19 protein-coding genes and 2 pseudogenes are annotated in these 19,620 nt (G+C 58.1%); 10 read left to right on the top strand and 11 right to left on the bottom strand.

Annotation, left to right across the window (positions count from 1 at the left end; translation table 11 throughout):
* Nucleotides 1-480: 480 nt before the first annotated feature.
* The 6 genes from ACX3YD_RS10255 to pobA all read right to left on the bottom strand — a co-directional run bounded on the left by ACX3YD_RS10255 (nt 481) and on the right by pobA (nt 6,290).
* Nucleotides 481-840 (bottom strand): c-type cytochrome, encoded by a 360-nt coding sequence (locus ACX3YD_RS10255; protein WP_458959859.1) that lies wholly within the window; start codon nt 838-840, stop codon nt 481-483.
* A gap of 140 nt (nt 841-980) precedes the next feature.
* Nucleotides 981-1,955: a helix-turn-helix domain-containing protein gene (locus ACX3YD_RS10250; protein WP_090463224.1), complete on the bottom strand. Its 975-nt coding sequence runs from the start codon at nt 1,953-1,955 to the stop codon at nt 981-983.
* Nucleotides 1,956-2,071: 116 nt separating this feature from the next.
* Entirely contained in the window at nt 2,072-3,064 is a 993-nt protein-coding gene (locus tag ACX3YD_RS10245; RefSeq protein ID WP_090463227.1) for a SphA family protein, read from the bottom strand.
* A gap of 521 nt (nt 3,065-3,585) precedes the next feature.
* Nucleotides 3,586-4,173: a methyl-accepting chemotaxis protein gene (locus tag ACX3YD_RS10240; RefSeq protein ID WP_458960403.1), complete on the bottom strand. Its 588-nt coding sequence runs from the start codon at nt 4,171-4,173 to the stop codon at nt 3,586-3,588.
* A 631-nt stretch (nt 4,174-4,804) separates the two neighbouring features.
* A complete protein-coding gene (gene tatA, locus ACX3YD_RS10235) occupies nt 4,805-5,041 on the bottom strand; it encodes a twin-arginine translocase TatA/TatE family subunit (protein ID WP_458959858.1) in 237 nt (78 codons plus the stop codon).
* Nucleotides 5,042-5,102: 61 nt separating this feature from the next.
* Complete coding sequence (pobA, locus tag ACX3YD_RS10230) at nt 5,103-6,290, bottom strand: 4-hydroxybenzoate 3-monooxygenase (protein ID WP_458959857.1); 1,188 nt, start codon at nt 6,288-6,290, stop codon at nt 5,103-5,105.
* Nucleotides 6,291-6,492: 202 nt separating this feature from the next.
* Between pobA and ACX3YD_RS10225 the strand changes: the two genes are divergently transcribed.
* Together ACX3YD_RS10225 and ACX3YD_RS10220 are read left to right on the top strand one after the other, a co-directional pair.
* Entirely contained in the window at nt 6,493-7,383 is an 891-nt protein-coding gene (locus ACX3YD_RS10225) for a helix-turn-helix domain-containing protein (RefSeq protein ID WP_103405561.1), read from the top strand.
* A gap of 209 nt (nt 7,384-7,592) precedes the next feature.
* On the top strand, nt 7,593-8,528 hold the full coding sequence (locus tag ACX3YD_RS10220) for a SphA family protein (protein WP_458959856.1): 936 nt from the start codon (nt 7,593-7,595) through the stop codon (nt 8,526-8,528).
* A gap of 82 nt (nt 8,529-8,610) precedes the next feature.
* On the opposite strand, the gene ACX3YD_RS10215 is transcribed toward ACX3YD_RS10220, so the two are convergent.
* A complete protein-coding gene (locus tag ACX3YD_RS10215; RefSeq protein ID WP_103405563.1) occupies nt 8,611-10,452 on the bottom strand; it encodes a sigma-54-dependent Fis family transcriptional regulator in 1,842 nt (613 codons plus the stop codon).
* A gap of 253 nt (nt 10,453-10,705) precedes the next feature.
* Nucleotides 10,706-10,855 (bottom strand): hypothetical protein, encoded by a 150-nt coding sequence (locus ACX3YD_RS10210; protein ID WP_458959855.1) that lies wholly within the window; start codon nt 10,853-10,855, stop codon nt 10,706-10,708.
* A gap of 51 nt (nt 10,856-10,906) precedes the next feature.
* Here ACX3YD_RS10210 and pchA point away from each other — a divergent pair, with 51 nt between their 5' ends.
* The 5 genes from pchA to ACX3YD_RS10185 are packed head-to-tail and all read left to right on the top strand — an operon-like array spanning nt 10,907 to nt 15,488.
* The gene (gene pchA, locus ACX3YD_RS10205; protein ID WP_458959854.1) at nt 10,907-12,382 is read left to right on the top strand and encodes a 4-hydroxybenzaldehyde dehydrogenase; all 1,476 of its coding nucleotides are present in this window, start codon (nt 10,907-10,909) and stop codon (nt 12,380-12,382) included.
* Nucleotides 12,383-12,435: 53 nt separating this feature from the next.
* On the top strand, nt 12,436-12,771 hold the full coding sequence (locus ACX3YD_RS10200) for a c-type cytochrome (protein ID WP_047530808.1): 336 nt from the start codon (nt 12,436-12,438) through the stop codon (nt 12,769-12,771).
* 10 nt (nt 12,772-12,781) lie between these two features.
* Entirely contained in the window at nt 12,782-13,474 is a 693-nt protein-coding gene (locus ACX3YD_RS10195; RefSeq protein ID WP_458959853.1) for a hypothetical protein, read from the top strand.
* Nucleotides 13,475-13,487: 13 nt separating this feature from the next.
* Nucleotides 13,488-15,056, top strand: a complete 1,569-nt coding sequence (locus ACX3YD_RS10190; RefSeq protein WP_090463253.1) for an FAD-binding oxidoreductase — start codon at nt 13,488-13,490, stop codon at nt 15,054-15,056.
* Nucleotides 15,057-15,116: 60 nt separating this feature from the next.
* Nucleotides 15,117-15,488, top strand: coding sequence for a c-type cytochrome (locus ACX3YD_RS10185; RefSeq protein WP_458959852.1), 372 nt, complete (start codon nt 15,117-15,119; stop codon nt 15,486-15,488).
* 200 nt (nt 15,489-15,688) lie between these two features.
* On the opposite strand, the gene ACX3YD_RS10180 is transcribed toward ACX3YD_RS10185, so the two are convergent.
* Entirely contained in the window at nt 15,689-15,919 is a 231-nt protein-coding gene (locus ACX3YD_RS10180) for a hypothetical protein (RefSeq protein WP_458959851.1), read from the bottom strand.
* Nucleotides 15,920-16,116: 197 nt separating this feature from the next.
* Here ACX3YD_RS10180 and ACX3YD_RS10175 point away from each other — a divergent pair, with 197 nt between their 5' ends.
* Nucleotides 16,117-16,446, top strand: a complete 330-nt coding sequence (locus ACX3YD_RS10175) for a hypothetical protein (protein WP_458959850.1) — start codon at nt 16,117-16,119, stop codon at nt 16,444-16,446.
* 24 nt (nt 16,447-16,470) lie between these two features.
* Here ACX3YD_RS10175 and ACX3YD_RS10170 read toward each other — a convergent pair whose 3' ends face one another.
* The gene (locus ACX3YD_RS10170; RefSeq protein WP_103405569.1) at nt 16,471-16,767 is read right to left on the bottom strand and encodes a DUF2513 domain-containing protein; all 297 of its coding nucleotides are present in this window, start codon (nt 16,765-16,767) and stop codon (nt 16,471-16,473) included.
* A 381-nt stretch (nt 16,768-17,148) separates the two neighbouring features.
* On the opposite strand from ACX3YD_RS10170, the pseudogene ACX3YD_RS10165 reads away from it, so the two are divergent.
* Together ACX3YD_RS10165 and ACX3YD_RS10160 are read left to right on the top strand one after the other, a co-directional pair.
* Nucleotides 17,149-17,424, top strand: a pseudogene (locus ACX3YD_RS10165) (PAS domain-containing protein); the annotation flags it as partial.
* A 300-nt stretch (nt 17,425-17,724) separates the two neighbouring features.
* Nucleotides 17,725-18,714, top strand: a pseudogene (locus ACX3YD_RS10160) (methyl-accepting chemotaxis protein); the annotation flags it as partial.
* 389 nt (nt 18,715-19,103) lie between these two features.
* Here ACX3YD_RS10160 and ACX3YD_RS10155 read toward each other — a convergent pair.
* A complete protein-coding gene (locus tag ACX3YD_RS10155; protein WP_103405571.1) occupies nt 19,104-19,544 on the bottom strand; it encodes a GNAT family N-acetyltransferase in 441 nt (146 codons plus the stop codon).
* Nucleotides 19,545-19,620 lie beyond the last annotated feature (76 nt).

Below are 19,620 nucleotides of genomic sequence, written 5' to 3'. Positions count from 1 at the left end.
CGCTCATTGCCGCCCAACTCTTGCGTCCAACACGCGTCGAACTCGAGACGACGCCCTCTTGCGTGACGCCTGGAGAATGCAATCGGATGCCTTGAGTACCGCAAGCCGCTTGCGTATGCCGCAGATGGTGCAGAACCACATGTGGAGGCATCTGCGATTGAAGGATTTCCCAGTCCCCCCATTGGACCAGCCCCGCAACCATTAGCCCGCTTGCGGCAACCTCCTGAATGAACTCGGCCAAGGTACGGGGCGTAACGCCATCCCTCCACGCCACGCGCCGAATCCTGGAAGAAGGGAGATGCAGTGAATGGGCGAAGGCCACGTCGAAAGCTCGCGATGGACGTGACTGGTTGCCAACCAAGAGGACAGGCCGCTCGACTGGATCGAGATCTGGAGAGGCCATCAAGCGGGTGGGCAGGGCAAAAGAGAGCCCTCCAACCGCTATCGCCACTCCACTTCGATTGAGAAACTGCCGACGGTTCATTGCCGCTCACCTTGATCGGCGGCAACGGGCTTCAATTGCTGGATGTATGCGCCAAGCTCAGAAAGCGACTGATCGTCGATGTCCGTGGCAGGGAATCTAGGCATGGCACCTGCACTGTTACGTACCTTCCACTGCACCACTGCCGCAGGGAAGCCTCGAATCGACAGCGCAATGCCTTCCTCGTGACAGCGCGCACAAACGGCCTGGTAAACTTTTTGAGGGGAACGGTCCTCGGCTAAGGCAGTCACTGATAGCGGCAGGCTCGATAGAAAGAGCAGGACTATGGCAGAGAGATTTCGACTCTTTCGAGGTGTGGACACTGGCCGCGGCATGCGGCATTGGCTTGGCAAGGACATGAGTTTCACCTGGCTTTCTTGTTGTTGATGGCCGCTCAATCAGCGGTAGAAAGTGCAGTGAAACCTTAAGAGCCCGATACCTCCTTCGACTTGCCTGGATCAGCCTGGTTTTGATCCGTCGAGACACCTCAGCCGAACACTCAGCGTATGAGGGACTTGCGATACGCGCGAGGTGTCATACCAAAAGCCTCCTTGAAACTGCGACTGAAGTGGGAGCTGCTGCTGAACCCCACGCTAAATGCAATTTCAGTGATGGAACGATTGAACTGCGAGACGTCCAGCATTTGCTCGGCACAGCGACTCAGCCTTCTCTGCCAGACATAATCGCTGAAGGTGCACCCAAAGCAGTTCTGAAAATGGCGATGCAGCGATCGTGATGACCAATTCAAGTTACGCGCGATGACTTCCGCATTCAGACTTGGATCATGCAAATTCTCCTCGATACACCCCTGGATCATGGCAATGAGAGAAGGCTTGGTTTTTTCTTCCTCTTCACCGGAACAGGACTGCTCGATGGCACTTTCCAACACACCAAGAAGTGCGTCCCCGACAGATCTGGAGGCCCTGTAGGAAAGGCTTGAATACTGCGCCAGTGCATCGTGCAGCATGCTGCGCAGCATCCTGGGCAGTCCTACTTCGGTCTGAAGGTGGTACAGACGCCCGCTGCCGCCAAGGCTGAACCGCTGGCCTGCCAAAGGAATGATGATTTGCTCGCACCCCTTTGAACTGGTCACCTCCAGCGATTGATTCACGTCGATAAGCGCGAATTGGTTGGGCACCAGCATCAGGGTGTTCCCGCCTTGCTCGAAATGGCTGACGCCGCCCTCCTGAAGCACGAGCGTCCAGTTGGTCCCTTCATGAGCCTGCGCGGCACGGAACTTCCTGCGATACCGATGCGGACTCGCCATCATTCGACAAATGTGGAGATCACCCAGGTCACCGAACTCCAGTCGCCCTCTGAACCCCCTTGGACTGTAGGGTTCGACAGAGCTCTCCTCGTTCTGCCTGACCACTGCGGATGTCTGGCCTGCGTACAGGCTTATACATTGGGCCCACTGAGCCATGCGCTCTCCCGCCGGGAGCTGCTCAGTTGACAGGATCGATAGTTGATTCATTGGAGGGCCCTCTTCTGCTCATCGTTCAATGGTAGAGGTGGCACGGCGCACCGGACACGAGTATGTCCGAAGCGCGCGAGCCAGCCTACACCACTGATCGACTGGTTCGGATAATGTCAGAAGGCGTGGGCCAACCGAACCTGCACGACGTAATCGTTGCGCGCGCGATTTTCCACTTGAGACTCGCGGTAAGTATTCAACCAGAACCCGTCCGACTTGTTGATGGCCCAGAACAGGCCCGGACCGATCCCCAGCACCTTCTCACGCGAATCCTCCAGACGGTGGCCGTTCGCTCGATCATCGGTCACCTGCTTGAAGTAATAGCCATTGAGTCCCAAATGCAGCCCTGGAGCGACTTCGTACGAGGTGGTGAAGTTGGCCCAGGCAGCCTGGCCGGCCTGGACGTCTCGCAAGGACTGACCGTTGAAGAACTGAGGCGTGCTACTGGCAGGGTCGTCGTTTTTGAAGTTGTACAGATACTGAAGACGCCAGCTCACCTCGAACCCCGGAGAGGGGAGCCAGGTCGCGGCCCAGTAAGGGTTCAGTGAGAAATGGTTTGCACCTTGGTTGATGTCTTTGTGAGGGTCGTACTTGCCCACGGGAACGATGACGTCAAATGCAAAACGCTGGGAGAAGACAGGTCTCCCTTGCGCGTTGAAGACAGGGTCGAACTGAATCTGCGGGCCGGTAGTGAGATCACCCAGACCCGTCGCGTTGTCAGCCAGCGCAGGACCGGCAGCACCGAAGGAGGCATCGACCGTCGTCAGCGGAATAATCGCATTCCAGCCAAGGTGAGCGCCCATACCGATCGTGGATGGCGAGATGTAACTGATCTGATTCAGCAGGACCGTGGCCTCGATACTGGGATCGTCAAAGACAGCCACATCCTTACCCTGATTATTACGAATCGACGTCGCCCGACTTTGTCGCAGGTATACAAGATGAGTCCAGCCGGGCGGCCCGGCAAACCCGTCGAAGAAACTGGTGACCCCGAGGTTGATTCCGGATGGCTGACTGACGGAAGGTGGCGGAGCTTCTGCGGCATTAGCAGTGGAAGCAGCGATCATCACACCCAGTGATAACCAGGCACGCTGTGTAAGAGATTTCATTGTCGGCTCTCATTTTTTTGTTTTTGTACGCGGCCGAAAGGCCGTGCCGCCAATCTAGTTTTGAGCCGAGTGCGTGACTTCCCCTCACCCGCCAATAGTTGCTCAAGAGCGCCAGAGTATCCGACAGGCCTTATCCCTCGTTCGATAAGCGCCCTGCCGGCCTCATACGCCCAAACAATGGCACTCCCAGACAAGAGTGGCCGATACGCGCAAGCTGACCATCCCCAAGGGTTCAGACGGTTAAACATCGTTTTCAAGAACTCGACGGCAGTGGCTACCGGGTAACGCAGAGGCCAAGACTTCGGCAGTAACCCCGCCTTGCGAAAAAAGATTGCCTCTGACCCTGGAAAAAACGCGACGGCCGTCGAGTGTCACGGACCTCGACGACCGCTGGGGAAACCGGGGGGGGAACGCTGCGCAAGGGCTCACCCAAGGTACGCCTCGATCAGGGTATCGGACCTGAAACCCGCGGTTGGTCGACGCCTCCGGGTGGCGGGTGTCAGGCTACGCAGCGAAGGTATTCATTTTTCCAGCTCGGTGAGTACGGCGACCACCAGGTGCAGGCTTTTACCCGCACTCTCGGTGCGTCGCACGTTTTCCTGATTGCTCGCAGAAATCACCACCAATTCGCTGAGGTTGCGTGTAATATCTTCGGTGACCAGCGTCTGCTCTTCGGCCGCAACGGCGATCTGCTGGTTCATGTCGCAGATGGTCTGCACCGCGTCGGTGACGCCGCCCAGAATCTTGCCGGCAAGCTGGACCTGATCAATGCCGCTCTCGATGCTGCGTTTCCCACTCTCGATGGCTTGTACCGCACTTTCTGCGCCCTTTTGCACGGTGGCGATGATGGTGTTGATTTCAGCCGTGGACTGGGCAGTACGTTGTGCCAGGTTGCGTACTTCATCGGCCACGACGGCAAAGCCTCGCCCCTGCTCGCCGGCCCTGGCAGCTTCAATGGCGGCGTTCAGCGCAAGCAGATTGGTTTGTTCTGCAATGCTGTGGATGACCGCAAGCACCTCACCGATTCGCCCACTGTCATCTGCCAGGCGATGGATGACTTTAGCCGTGTTGGTGATTTCATCGCGGATGTCGTTGATGCCGTTGACCATACCCACCATTGCTTTTTCGCCTTGCTGGGTCGCGTTTTCGGCATCGTCGGCGGCGCGTGCAGCTCGCGTGGCATGGCTTGCAACTTCTTGCGCGGTGCTGGCCATTTCTTCCATTGCAGTAGCGACCTGATCCAGGCGCAGACTCTGGTCTTGTATGCCTTGTCCCAACTCGATTGCGATCGAATTCAGCTCGCCACTGGCCGCATCCAGCTGGCGGGTGCTTTGTTCCAGGCGCATGGAAGTTTCCAGGCGCACATCACGCAAGGTATCCGCGGCCCATTGCAGGCTACCCGCCTGGTCTATCCGGGCATTGTTTGCCCGTTCAGCGCCATGGCTTCTATCCAACCGCTCAATGCATTCGAGCAAATGCCCCAGTGGCGCGAATAACACACGGTTGAACAACCTCAGAGCCAGTAACCACGCCAGCCCACCAACGGCCAGAAGTGCCAGGGCTCCCGTGAACCATGTCGGTTCAGACAGGACGTTAGTGAAAAAGTAGACACAGAGCGGCACCGATAGCATGACCCACAACAGGCTGGCCCCTATCGACGTCAGCACCTGTGTGCGTATCGAACGCTTAAACAACATGAACGCGGTCCTCGGTAAACGAAGGGTGTAAATCGAGAAGCGATTAATGGCCCAATGGTGCCTGTCCACTTTGTGTCAGCGGAGTTTGTGCGGTATCGCTCTGCACCCGCGCCGACGTTTCAACCTGAGGCTGCGCCTCGTCGTCGCTGCTTATCGAGCGGCGAAAACCCTTGATCGTCTCGCCCAAGTCGGATCCCAGGCTCTTCAGGCGTTTACCACCGAACAGCACCGCCACTACGAGCAAGAGCACCAGCCAGTGTTTCCAATCGAACAGGCCCATCTCCACCTCCTTATTTATGATTTAACGCCCACCACTTGACGATGGGCGCGGTAGAAGTGGATTACTCGATGTCTTCGTAGGGCAGGCCCACGTAGTTCTCTGCGATGTTGACCAGACCGGCGTGTGAGTTGAAATAATATTCACGGTCGGCTTGCTGCATCTTCTGGTCCCACGCGTCCTTGTGATCGCCGAAGTCGTGCAGCAGGTTGGTCATGAACCAGCTGAAACGCTCCCCCTTCCAGACACGGCGCAGTGCCAATTCGGAGTATTTCTCCAACAAGTCCGTACGCCCTTCCTTGTAGACCTTGACCAGGATGCGATACAGGTAGCACACGTCCGAGGCGGCCAGGTTCAAGCCCTTGGCACCGGTTGGCGGCACGATATGGGCGGCGTCGCCGAGCAGGAACAACTTGCCGTACTGCATCGGCTCGACGACGTAGCTGCGCAACGGCGCGATGCTCTTTTCCAGCGAAGGACCGGTCTCCAGCTTTTGCGCAACGTCCTGTGGCAGACGTGCCTTGAGCTCATCCCAGAAGCGTTCGTCGGACCACTCCTCGACCTTGTCGGTCAGCGGTACTTGCAGGTAGTAACGGCTGCGGGTCAGCGAGCGCTGACTGCACAACACGAAGCCACGGTCGTGGTGGGCATAGATCAACTCGTGGTTGACCGGCGGGGTGTCGGACAGCAGTCCCAGCCAGCCGAATGGATACACGCGCTCGTAGTGGGTGAGCACCTCTGCGGGAATGCTCTGTCGGGCAACCCCGTGGAATCCGTCGCAACCGGCAATGTAGTCGCAATCGATCCGATGAGTCTGGCCATCCTTTTCGTAGGTGACGTAGGGACTTTCGCCCTTCATTTCGTGCGGTTGCACATTCGCGGCTGAGTAGATGACTGGAGCGCCACTGGCGGTGCGGGCGTCCATCAAATCCCGAGTCACCTCGGTCTGGCCATAGACCATTACCGTCTTGCCGCCAGTCAGCCCCTTCAGGTCAACACGCACGCGCTTGCCGGAAACCAGCAACTCAACGCCGTCGTGGACCAGGCCTTCGGCATCCATGCGTTCGTGGACACCGGCTTCGCGCAGCATGTCGACAGTGCCTTGCTCCAGCACCCCGGCACGAATACGGTTGAGGATGTATTCAGGCGTTTGACGTTCGACAATGACATTGTCGATACCGGCCTTGTGCAGCAATTGGCCCAACAGAAGACCGGAAGGACCCGCACCAATGATAGCGATCTGAGTTTTCATTATTTTGGCTTCTCGTAAGCACTCCAGCCGATGCGGAACAGCGGCCGGATGTTTTAGATTTATTCTTCCCTTGCATTTTTACTGACAAATTTTCGAAAAACAGGGGATAAAACCCACGAGAAATTGCACTTTTAGTAATTTGGTTCGATTATCGGTTAACGCACTACCTCCTCTTATTAGCTCCCGGCAGGTCGGTTGAACAATGAAAACAGGTCTCACTAACATCCCTGTATTTAAGTTGTACGGAGAAAGCCAGACGTGGCCAACGTCTGACTTGCTGCACTGTGAGTCCATTCCCAAACGTAGCAGCCTGCATCATTGGGAGATCAAGCCACACCGCCATGCCGACCTGTTTCAGCTTCTATATGTCCAGCGCGGCCAGGCCGTGGTCGAGATCGAGGGCAAGCGCAGTGATGTGCTGGAAGCGGCCATTCAGGTCGTCCCGCCCATGACGGTGCATGGCTTTCATTTCTCGGAAAACATCGAAGGCTACGTCCTGACCCTGAGTGCTCCCCTGGTCGCCCGGCTGGAGGAGCAAATGGGCGCCCCCCTGACTGTTTTAGCCTCAACGGGTTGTTACCCGGTCGGACGCGAGCGCCGCTATCTGACGCCCCTGTTCACCGCACTCCACCACGAATACCTGAACAGCGCGCCGTCCCGTGACCTGCAACTGCACTCGTTGGTCAGCGTACTGATGGTCTGGATCAGTCGACAACGACAAATGAAGACCTCACCACGCAACCTTGGCGAGCGCAATCAACACATGCTTGGCCACTTCATCAGGTTGATAGAGCAGCATTACCGCGAGCACCTTTGCGTCGATACCTTTGCTCATCGCATCGGGCTCTCCAATGTGCATCTCAATACCTTGTGCCGGGAACTGACAGGGCAAACGGCGCTGCAAATGATTCACCAGCGTGTGATGCTGGAAGCCAAACGAAGCTTGATTTATACCAACATGAGTATCAGCCATCTGTCCGATCATCTCGGCTTCAGCGACCCCACCTACTTCTCGCGCTTTTTTCGCCGCCTCAGTGGCCAGACTCCGAATGCCTTCCGCCATGCGGCCAGGCATGGCGACAGCGAGACCTGAACATTCGAACTTTCCGCGGCCAGCCGAATTCTCTTAACAAAAACCGCCGATAGCGCCGCAAGAAGAGATTTCAATTGCCCTAATTAATTATCAAGTCATTGATTTTAAACGAATTAATTAATCATTTGAGTTGGCACGATAGTTGAGAAGCGACCTTGCGGGAATTCATATCCCGCATCGTTCACAACAATAAAAAGGCTGGACTTCTCATGCGTCAAACTCTCACTCACTGCACTTCCCTTGCCCTCAGCGCTGGCCTGCTCCTGGCCGACAGCACATCACTGGTTCAGGCTACCGAAGGCGGTGTCTCCTCCTGGCCAATGGGTATCGAAATCTACGGCATGGGGGTTCTGCCGCCACCGGGCACCTACGGGCAGCTGTTCGTCGGCAACTATATGGCCGACACCTTGCGCGATAACGCGGGCGACAAAGTGGCCGACATCGACCTGCGCGTCACGACGCTCGTGCCACGGTTTGTCTGGGTCACCGAGCAGCAAGTACTCGGTGGCAACCTCGGCTTCCACGCACTGCTACCGCTCAATGACATACGGCTGAACATCAAGAACGGTCCGCACGAACACAAGCGCGGCCTGGGCGACGCTCACCTGGGTCCGGTGATCGGGTTCCACCACAGCGACAAGTTCCACACCGCCATGGGTGTCGACTTCGTGGTGCCTACCGGCGGCGAGTATGACAAGAACGACTTGGTCAACCTCGGCACTAACTACTACACCGTACAAGCGGTATATGCCATGACCTACATGGACCCCACGGGTTTCAACGCCGATATGCGCCTGATGTACGATTACAACTTCGAAAACCAGGACACCCACTACCAGTCCGGCCGCGAGCTTCATGCCGACTACACCCTTGGTTGGGGCCTGGGCAATGGCTGGGTACTGGGCATCGGTGGCCACGCCTATAAACAAGTGAGCGATGACCAGTGCAGCGCCGCTCATTGCGCCGCCGCAGCCGCTGTCGAGGCCGCTGACGGCAACCGCGGCAGCTCCTTCTCCGTCGGCCCGGCCATTCAATACGCCAGCAAGGATGGCTGGTTTCTCAGCGCCAAATGGCAAGATGAATCCGGCGTCCGCAACCGTGCCGATGGCCAGACCTACTGGCTGAAATTCACGATCCCGCTCTGAGCCTACCCCGACGCCACCCATGACAACGCCCCATGACCATCAGATCATGGGGCGTTGCATGGCCCGCTTGCCGGTTTCGACCCTAGCTCCCCTTGAGGCGATAACTGACCTGCGCGCGACTCATGCCGAGCATTTGTGCCGCCGCAGTGATGTTTCCCCCCGAGCGCTCGAGCGCCAGGCGCACCAGGCGCAGCTCGATTTCTTCCAGGGACATATTCAACACCCGTTGGCGCCCGGAAACGAAGGCCTGCAAACTCTCCAGAACGGGCTCGCGAAGTGCGTCTGCACCTCCCTCTTCTTCCGTTGATTGCGCAGGTGTCGGCACCTTATCCGCCGCCTCATGCTGAACGGCAGACAAACGCCCTTGAGGGGTCAGGCCAATGGCCGTCGCCATCAACGGCGCTCCAGCTTCGGCCAGATGCACCATGTCGATCACCTCACCGTCACCGGCGGCAATCACACCGCGTTCGATCAGGTTCTGCAGCTCACGAATATTGCCGGGAAACCGATAAGTGAGCAGCGCGTTGACCAGCCGCGTGCTGAACCCCGCCAGCTTACGCCCATGGCGCAAGCTGAAATGGCGCAGAAAATAACTCATCAGCAATGGGATATCTTCGCGACGTTCCCGCAACGGTGGCAGATGAATGGGAAAAACATTCAGTCGGTAGAACAGGTCTTCACGAAAACGCCCGGCCTCAACCTCGCGACGCAGATCCAGGTTAGTCGCCGCGATAATCCGTACATCCACGCGGATCGGCGCCGTACCACCGACTCGCTCGATCTCACCTTCCTGCAGGGCTCGCAAAATCTTGCTCTGCGCACTGAGGCTCAAGGTCGCAATTTCGTCGAGGAACAACGTCCCGCCATGGGCTCGCTCGAAACGCCCGGGCCGCGAACGCTCGGCGCCAGTGAAGCCCCCCCGCTCGACACCGAACAATTCGGCCTCCACCAGATTCTCCGGCAGGGCCGCGCAGTTGAGCGCCACAAGCGGCATGTGCTGCCGGGAACTCGATTGGTACAGCGTTCGGGCGAATAGCTCTTTTCCGACGCCCGACTCCCCGATCAACAACACCGTCGCCTGCGTCGGCGCGACACGTTGCAGCAATTGGCTTGCCGCGACAAACGCAGCCGAAATACCCACCAACGGTTTGCCGTCTACAGGCTCTTCCAGTTTGGCAACGGTGGTCTCAACGCCCGAGGTGTAAGTGCTGCGACTGAGAAAGTCACTCGGATCCAGATACGCCAGGTCAACGTCGATATCGTCCCACTGTTCGGCCGGCTTGCCGACGATGCGACAGGCTTTATGCCCCATCGAACGGCATTCCAGCTCGCGAAACACCACCAGTCGACCGAGCAGTGACGACGCATAACCACTCGCATAACCGATCTCCATCCAGCAAGCCGGTTCGCCCCCCAGGCCGTAGGCGGCAATGTGTTCGTCGTCTTCGAGCGAGTTGTGCCAAAGAAATTCGGAATAGAAGTGCCCGATACCCGAGTCGATCTCGAAGCGCACCACCTCGACATTGACCATGCCTTCGAGCATGTGCAGTCGTGGGCCGGCGCTGTACAGACTGGCGTGATCACCTTCCGGCCATTGTTCGCTGACCTGGGCGGCGTCGCGTGCTCCAGCCTGCCAACCAATGCGGGTCAACTGGCCGCGTGCCTTGTCGAAGCCCAGCGCATCAATCAGTTCGCGGCGAATGGCGCCAAAGGCAGAGCCCTGCAGCAGCATCACCCGCTGGCCACATAACCAGATGCTTCCGTCCTGGGGGGCGAAAGCCACCGTTTCAGCCAATTGCTCGGCCGAAGGCAGGCCGCTGGCACCAAACTGGCTGGCCCGGTCAACGATATAGCGCTTTTGTCTGCCGAGCATCTGCTTGAGGAATTCCTCATCGGCAGGACGGCTATTGTTATTAGGAGTCATAGGGTCAACAGGCGGCAGGGAAGTAAAGTTTCAAGTATGCCCGGACAACCCGCACGGTCAATCCGTCAGTGACTGACCACCTGCCATGCGCCCCCACATTTGTCCGATAACCGCACAGATAAAACCGAAAAAAAACCGGGCGTTGAGCTTTCAGCGGCCTGCAGCATCCTCTTCATAAAATTCCGCGCTGGCGACTATAACGTCGCCCCATGAACGTGCCACGGTCATCACAAATACGACTAACTACTTGTTTTTATTGAGTATTTTCCATCGCGCCGAGGCTTGGCACGATAGTTGTTATCCGCAGGTGATGAGCCAGGCCGCCTGCTCGCTCCAGCCCCATGGCTGAGCCGGAGCATCCCCGGGTTCCTGCCACGATAAACCGCAAAAAGTCTTCGATCATCGGTGGCGCCCCTGATCGATGCCCTTTCGCACCAATAAGAGAGAAAACTCCATGAACGTTACTCGTCTTGCCTATCAAAACCTTGAACTGCAACCCCTCGCCGGACAATGGCGCGCCGGCAGCGCCGGTCGTCCGCTGGACGTATTCGACCCCTTCACCCAGAAAAGCTTGTTGCAGATCACACTGGCCAATCGCGATGACCTCGACGAAGCCTATCGCAAGGCACGCGAGACCCAGGCCCATTGGGCTGCCAAGGGGCCGGCCGAGCGTGGCCAGGTGCTGCTCAACGCGGTGAAGATCTTCGACGAGCGTCGTGAAGAAATCATCGACTGGATCATCCGCGAGTCCGGCAGTACGCGCATCAAGGCGCAAATCGAATGGGGCGCCGCCCGCGCCATCACCCTGGAGTCGGCCAGCCTGCCAAGCCGCGTGCATGGCCGTATTATTGCGTCCAACATCCCGGGCAAGGAAAGCCGCGTTTACCGTAAGCCGCTGGGCGTGATCGGCGTGATCAGCCCGTGGAACTTCCCCCTGCACCTGACCGCCCGCTCCCTGGCACCCGCCCTGGCGCTGGGTAATGCCGTGGTGGTCAAGCCGGCCAGTGACACCCCCGTCACCGGCGGCCTGTTGCTCGCGCGTATCTTCGAGGAAGCCGGCCTGCCAGCAGGCGTACTCAGCGTGGTGGTCGGTTCCGGCGCGGAAATCGGCGACGCCTTCGTCGAGCACCCGGTACCGGCGTTCATTTCCTTCACCGGCTCGACCCAGGTCGGACGCAATATCGGCCGAATCGCCAGCGGCGGCGAACACCTCAAGCATGTCGCCCTCGAGTTGGGTGGCAACAGCCCGTTCGTGGTCCTGGCCGATGCCGACATCGAGCAAGCCGTTAACGCCGCCGTGGTCGGCAAGTTCCTTCACCAGGGCCAGATCTGCATGGCGATCAACCGCATCATCGTTGAGCAGCCGCTGCTGGAAACCTTCACCCAGCGCTTTGTCGAACGCGTCAAAGCCCTGCCTTACGGCGACCCGAGCAAAGCCGAGACCGTGATCGGCCCGGTGATCAACAGCAAGCAACTGGCTGGCCTCCAAGAAAAGATCGCCACCGCCAAGGCCGAAGGCGCCACGTTGCTGGTTGGCGGGGAAGCCCAGGGCAACGTCTTGCCGCCTCACGTGTTCGGCCAGGTCACTGCCGACATGGAGATCGCCCGTGAAGAAATCTTTGGCCCTCTGGTCGGGATTCAATCCGCCCGCGATTCCGAGCATGCCCTGGAACTGGCCAATCGCAGCGAATATGGACTGTCGAGCGCTGTGTTCACCTCCAGCCTGGAGCGCGGCGTGCAATTCGCCCAACGCATTCACGCCGGCATGACCCACGTCAACGACATCCCGGTCAACGACGAACCCAACGCACCTTTCGGCGGTGAGAAGAATTCCGGCCTTGGCCGCTTCAACGGCGACTGGGCCATTGACGAGTTCACCACCGACCACTGGATCACCCTGCAACACGCCCCAAGGCCGTATCCGTTCTGACCCGAATCCGGCCTTCCATGAACCAACCTACCAATAAGAATATGGAGTACGAAATGCACTCACTCCTCAACAGCCCTGCTGTGAAACGGACCCTTGTTGCCTGCTTTACCCTGCCGTTTATCGTGCTGGCTGGTCATGCCGCTGCCGATGGCGACGGCGTCTGGAAAGGCGGCGAAAACGTCTATGCCAAGGTGTGTGGCCACTGCCACGAAAACAAGGTCGGCCCACAAATCACCGGTCGCCAACTGCCACCGCAATACATCACTGCGATCGTACGCCACGGCTTCCGTGCCATGCCGGCCTTCCCCGCCTCGTTCATCGACGACAACTCGCTGCAACAAGTGGCCGAATACATTTCCAAAACCTCCGCCCCCGCGGCCAAACCTTGAGGAGTCAGGCATGAACATAGAACGTCGTGTACTGCTCAAGGGCATGGCCTTGGGCGGCCTGGCCGGCGTGGCCATGAGCAGCTCGGGTCTGACCATGGCCAATCGTGTCATGGGCAGTCAGGCCCATCCGGTTCTGCCGACCCTGGCCCTGGTCAGCGGCGAAGTCGCCGAGTCGGCCTTCCTTCAGGGAATTAGCGCCAGCCCGGCAGGCGGGCAAGTCAAGGTTCAGCGTACCGACCTCGGTCTGAGCTTCATGCTCGGCCTGGATAAACGCCTGCGCAGTGGTCAACCACAACGCATCATCGGCCTGGTCGACGATGCCAGTGCCGCACTGATCATTGACCTGGCGCGCAGCGCTGGCGCTCGCGTGCAGTGGATCGGCCAGCACCGCGCCACGACCCATGCCTCGCAGCACCACCTGCTCAGCGCCGAGGTCGCCAGTGGCTGCGCCCCGCAACTGGGCCTGAATTTGAACGCCTGCGGCACGGGCTTCAGCCTCAGCGAATACCGCCTGCATGGCCAACAGGCCCCGCTGCAAGTGTCCGCGGCCGCACGCAGCACTGCCGGTTCCGAGCAATGGGCAGCCACGCTGGGCTACACCCTTGCCGCCCTGGGCACCGCCAACACAGGCCAAGCGCCACTGATCGCCAGCCGCCCATCGCCGCTGACCGGTAATTTCGTTTCGTTTTCGATCGAGGCTTGAAGGAGCTAACCAAATGACTGAGAAAAACAACAAGCCCCTGCTCCCGCGCGGCGTCAACAGCGCAAACTTCGAGCAAGCAATCGCCAAGTTTCGCAAATTGCTGGGCGATGAAAACGTCCTGACCAAAGATGATCAACTGATCCCGTACAGCAAGATCATGATCGCCGTGGACAATGCCGAGCACACGCCGTCTGCCGCCGTCACCGCCACCACCGTCGAACAGGTGCAAGGGGTGGTGAAGATCTGCAACGAACACAAAATCCCGGTGTGGACCATCTCCACGGGTCGTAACTTCGGTTACGGCTCGGCCGCGCCAGGCCAGCGAGGTCAAGTCATACTTGACCTGAAGAAAATGAACAAAATCCTCCACGTCGACCCGGAACTGTGTACCGCCCTGGTAGAGCCGGGGGTGACCTATCAGCAGCTATACGACTACATCCAGGAACACCAGCTGCCGTTGATGCTGTCGTTCTCTGCACCGTCGGCTATCGCCGGACCACTGGGCAACACCATGGATCGTGGCGTGGGTTACACACCCTATGGCGAACACTTTCTGATGCAGTGCGGCATGGAAGTGGTACTGGCTAACGGCGATGTGTACCGAACCGGCATGGGCGGAGTGAAAGGTGACAATGCCTGGCAGGTATTCAAGTGGGGCTATGGCCCGACGCTGGACGGAATGTTCACCCAAGCCAACTATGGTATCTGCACGAAAATGGGTTTCTGGCTGATGCCGAAACCGCCGGTATTCAAACCGTTCGAGATCAAGTTCGAGAACGAGTCGGACATCGCCGAAATCGTCGAATTCATCCGCCCGCTGCGCATCGCCCAGGTCATTCCGAACTCGGTCGTCATTGCAGGCGTACTCTGGGAGGCATCCACCTGCAACACCCGCCGCTCCGACTACACCACCGAGCCGGGCGCGACCTCTGACGCGATCCTCAAGCAAATTCAGAAAGACAAGAATCTCGGCGCCTGGAACGTCTATGCCGCGCTGTACGGCACCCAGGAGCAGGTCGACGTCAACTGGAATATTGTCACTGGAGCCCTGAAGCAACTGGGCAAGGGGCGCATCGTCACCCAGGAAGAGGCCGGCGACACTCAGCCGTTCAAGTACCGGGCCCAGTTGATGTCCGGGGTGCCTAACCTGCAGGAATTTGGCCTGTACAACTGGCGTGGCGGCGGCGGCTCGATGTGGTTCGCACCGGTGAGCCAGGCCCGAGGCAGCGAGTGCGACAAGCAGCAGGCGCTGGCCAAGAAGACCCTCAACAAGCACGGTCTGGACTATGTCGGCGAGTTCATCGTCGGCTGGCGCGACATGCACCACGTCATCGACGTGTTGTATGACCGCTCCAACCCAGAAGAGACCAAACGCGCTAACGCCTGCTTTGCCGAACTGCTCGATGTATTCGAGAAGGAAGGCTACGCCGTCTACCGCGTCAACACAGCATTCCAGGATCGGGTTGCGCAGAGCTACGGCCCTGTGAAACGCAAACTTGAACATGCCATCAAACGTGCGCTGGACCCGAACAACATTCTGGCACCAGGCAAGTCGGGCATCGACCTCGCCAACTCATTCTGATTGCTCTTGAGGCCCCGCCAGGTCTGTCTTGGCGGGGCTTTGCTATTTGTAGGAAACGAAATGACCCACGTACAACTGCTCGTTGCCAGCGCCCTGTTGCTGGCAGCCCCTCTGACGCAAGCCCAGGGCGACGTCGCTCAGGGCCAGGCCCTTTTCAGTACGCAATGCGGTTTCTGTCACAGCCCCGAAGCGGGTAAGAACCTGATGGGGCCGAGCCTGCACGGCGTGTTCAATCGCGCCAGCGCCCAGGCACCGGCTTTTACCTATTCCGCCGCCCTGCAAGGCGCCAAGCTGCAGTGGAATGACGCCAACCTGGACAAGTGGCTGACAAGCCCCGCCAGCTTGCTGCCTGGCAACATGATGATGTTCCCGGGGCAGCCCGATGCGCAGAGTCGTCAGCACCTCATCGCTTATCTCAAGAGTTTGAAGTAAGCACATTATTGAACCGGCCTTTGGCCACCGACACCGCCTGCCAGCACCACAAGTCAGCGGAAGAGCCTCTCGGCCAGACCTGTCGATAGTTTGGCCGGACACCTAAAAACGGCGAAGCCGCAAACGCTGATCGTCCTCTGGCCAAGGCTTGCCTGTCGGGATGGCAATGCCGAACTACAACGCCCTTTTACCAAGGGCCTTTACCCGGCACTCGACAACACGTCAGTCAATGGTGTGTGCCCGAGCATGATGTTCGGGCACCGTTCCGCACCGTGGTCAATCGCGGCGCTCACCGTCAAGCCTTCCGCTTTTTCGCCGACCTTACCCAGATATTCGACGGGGCCAGAAAACGCCAGCCGTCCGACTTTGGGTAGGGAGCGCGGTGCCAGGCCTTCCCGGTCGGGCAGAAGCCGATGGAAAACCGCAGCCAATACCTGTTCGTTAACTGCGGCAACTCACCTCGAATAATAAGACTAAAGTCTTACGCCGTTCGTCGATGATGGCGTGTTGATATACGTACACGACGCATGGAAATAAGTATCATCCGCCCCGCCTTTTCTTCCACCCCACTACAAACACCCCGAATAACGAGCTTTAAGTCTCCGCATGCACAAGCAAGGAATCATGGATGTTCGCTCCAGCTAACGGCACACGCTCAACAAATCTCAGCATGATCCATCTGTCATCATCAGAGTTCTGCTGCATCGAGCGCTTCATCACTCAATACATTCAGACCAGAGATATTGAGCCAACTGAAGGCGCCAGGCAGCGCTTGCTTGCCACTCTGGAGGACTACCCTCGCGCGGTGCGTGTGGCCCTTTACGAATTGAATGCGTGGCTGGATAACCGCCTCCAATTGAGGGCCTTCCACCCGCAATGCGCGCGCGCCATTGACGAGTGGGTCAACCAGAGGCTTAGAGGGATTTGGGAAATCGCAGGCACAAAGAACCCCGCGTGATGGCGGGGCTTGGCAAGAAAAGACTTAATGAAAGTGCTTGAACTCGTACCTGGCGACGTTCGCTCTCATATCATCCAGCAGGTCATGGCCTCGCCACGTCAGCGAGATCAAAGTCTCGACGCCTGAGGCGTCCACGGTGCTCTCCACGAATGCTTCCTTGACGATGAGCTGGAGTGCATGGGTCGCCTGCTCCTTTTTGGCTGGGTCATGAATGTCGTGACCAAGCGCTACGTTCAGAGCATGCTCTTGAAGAATTCCCTTTCTATTGGCCTGTTCGACTTGCTCAAGAAGTGCCTTGATGTAATTCCAATTGCGCTTCATATGTAAATTCACTCTGCCATTTCAGGTCAAATGAGAATAGTCAGGGAATGGAGCCTCCATAAAAAACCCGACGCAGTGGCCGGGCTTCTTTCACGCATGACTATCTATTTGCACTTTCTGGCCACAACTCGCCAAATTTTCAACAAAGTCAAAGCCATTAATGTGCCGACCACTCCACTGAAAACACCAGGCTGAAGAGAGGCTGAGGGAGTGACTTTTTCCTATCAAAATCAATAGCCTATCCATACGGGCAATACAGATCCAAAAACAGCTAGCAACACGAATAAAACTCATTTTTATAAATTTTTTTTTAGAAAAAGACACTAACCTTGTTCTCGTACTAGTCGATGGCCTCTCAAAGGAACCAAGGAGCAAGTCGGAATGAGAAATAATCAGCCTGTCACACAGCGTGAGATTTCACTCGCACCTCAGCAGAAGCTTATTTCGACGACAGATGTTCGAGGTGTCATTACGTACTGCAATGACGCTTTCGTAGAGATCAGTGGTTTTGATAAAGCCGATCTGATTGGTGCCCCGCAAAATATCGTCCGTCATCCTGACGTCCCCCCTGCCGTATTTGCCCATATGTGGGGTGCGCTCAAGCAAGGCCGCCCGTGGATGGGTATCGTCAAAAATCGCTCCAGAAATGGCGATCACTACTGGGTCAACGCCTACGTCACTCCAGTATTTGAAGGCAGCCAGGTCGTCGGCTTTGAATCGGTCAGGGTCAAGCCGACGGCTGATCAGGTCCGCCGTGCTGAATCCCTCTATAAGCGCATCAGTCAGGGAAAGCCGGCCATCCCTCGGCAAGACAGCTGGCTGCCCGCTCTATCGGGCTCTTTGCCCTATGTCGCCATGGGTTTGGTGGGTTCCTTGAGCGGTTTGTTCTTCAGCGCTCCCGTGGCAATAGCCGTGGCCACAGGCATTGCCGTGCCGATCGGTTTGCTCGCTTCGCGCTGGCATACTCGGGGAACTCTGCGCCTGTTACAGATGGCCGAGCCCTCGACCTCCGACGCACTGATCGCTCGGATGTACAGCGATGCGCGCGGACCACAAGCCCGTCTGGAGACGGCCTTCGTCAGTCAGGCCGCGCGACTGAAGACTTGCCTGACGCGCCTGCAAGACACCGCCGAGCAACTCAGTGCGCTGGCTGGACAATCTGACCTGCTGGCCACTGACAGCTCAACCGGCCTTGATCGCCAGCGCGTCGAAACCGAGCAAGTATCTGCCGCCGTCAACCAGATGGCAGCGACCACCCAGGAAGTCGCCAGCCACGTCCAGCGCACGGCGGATGCCACCCAACAAGCCAATTTGCTCACGGGTCGCGGCCGCGATGTGGCCCGAGACACCCGCGAGGCCATCGAACGCCTCTCCACTGTCGTCGGTGAAACCGGGCTGACGGTTGCGCAATTGGCCAAGGACAGCAATGAAATCGGGACCGTCGTTGACGTGATCAAAGGCATCGCCGATCAGACCAACCTGTTGGCACTCAATGCCGCCATCGAGGCGGCACGTGCCGGCGACATGGGCCGGGGATTCGCCGTAGTGGCCGATGAAGTTCGTCAGCTGGCACAGCGCACCTCGCAATCCACCACCCAGATCCATGACCTGATTACCAAGCTCCAGACGTCGTCCAATAACGCTGTGCAATCCATGGAGCGTGGTCAGCGTCAGGCCGAAGAAGGCGTGACGTGGGTGCTTGAGGCAGACAAGGCCTTGGTGGGTATCAGTGAAGCGGTTGCTCACATCACCGAGATGACCACGCAGATTGCCGGCGCCACTGAAGAGCAAACCGCCGTTGCCGAGGAAATCAGCCGCAATATCACAACCATCGCCCACCTGGCCGATCAAACCTCGGAACAAGCGCACCAGTCAGCGGACTTGAGCAAAGAACTGACCAGAACTGCGTCCACCCAGCACTCATTGGTCGAGCGCTTCAATCGATAACCAACCCGACCCCGTCATCAAAAAGCCCGTACCGGCGGCGGGCTTCTCACATCCGCCCTGTCACGCCTTCGTCACATCGACCCCGCACAATGCAGGCAGCCAAAGGGATTTGGCCCATCTACAAAGAGCCCGACCAAGTGTCGGGCTTTTTTCATTTCGGCAACGTGCTTTTCACGAAACGCTCACAGAATGGAGCGCAGATTGAGCATACAAAAGGATTTGACCCCAAACAGTAAAGCCCGACCTCGTGCCGGGCTTTTCTTTGCCTGCGATCCACTCAAGCACCCGCCTCCTGGACTGTGGTTTCACTCGCTGTGGAGCAAAGCCATGCCTCTGCCAGACGATCCTGACCCTGCTCCCTCAAGTCATCTGTCATAGGTTCCTGCGCATCAATCCAGGCGTTTCAGGAAGTGATGGCAGGAAATCTGGTAGTGGCGTTGCATGTAGAGACGATGAGCAGCCGCTCTGTCCATACCGACCCCGGAGTCAAGATGCACTGCCGCGCAACCCTGACGCGCAGCCTCCTCTTCAGCCCAAGCCACCAATCGCGAGGCGTAACCCTTGCCGCGACTTTGAGGCAGGGTTGCAATGTCCACGATGTAGAGCGACTTCCCCAGCCACAGTGAATATTGAATCCTGTAGCCCAATACGCAAACTGCCGACGCCTGGCCTTCTTCCCACAAGCCGATCAGATGGTAGCCATTGGGGCGAAGCATCTCGTCGATCCTGGAGGTAATCTCCGCCGGTGAGTATTTCGGCCACAACTCACACAACGCTGCAGCTGCCTGATGGGTGTCAGCAGCACCCACCGGCTTGATGATCGAAGACATACCGTTCCCTCTGGCAATTTGCGTTGGGCCACATGTTACCCCGAAACAGCGTCGCCCAAATGCCCAGGGCCACACC

This window comes from Pseudomonas fluorescens group sp. PF-1 (assembly GCF_054481335.1).
Note: the sequence above shows the minus strand (reverse complement) of the source record. Positions and strands in the feature narration are given on the sequence as shown.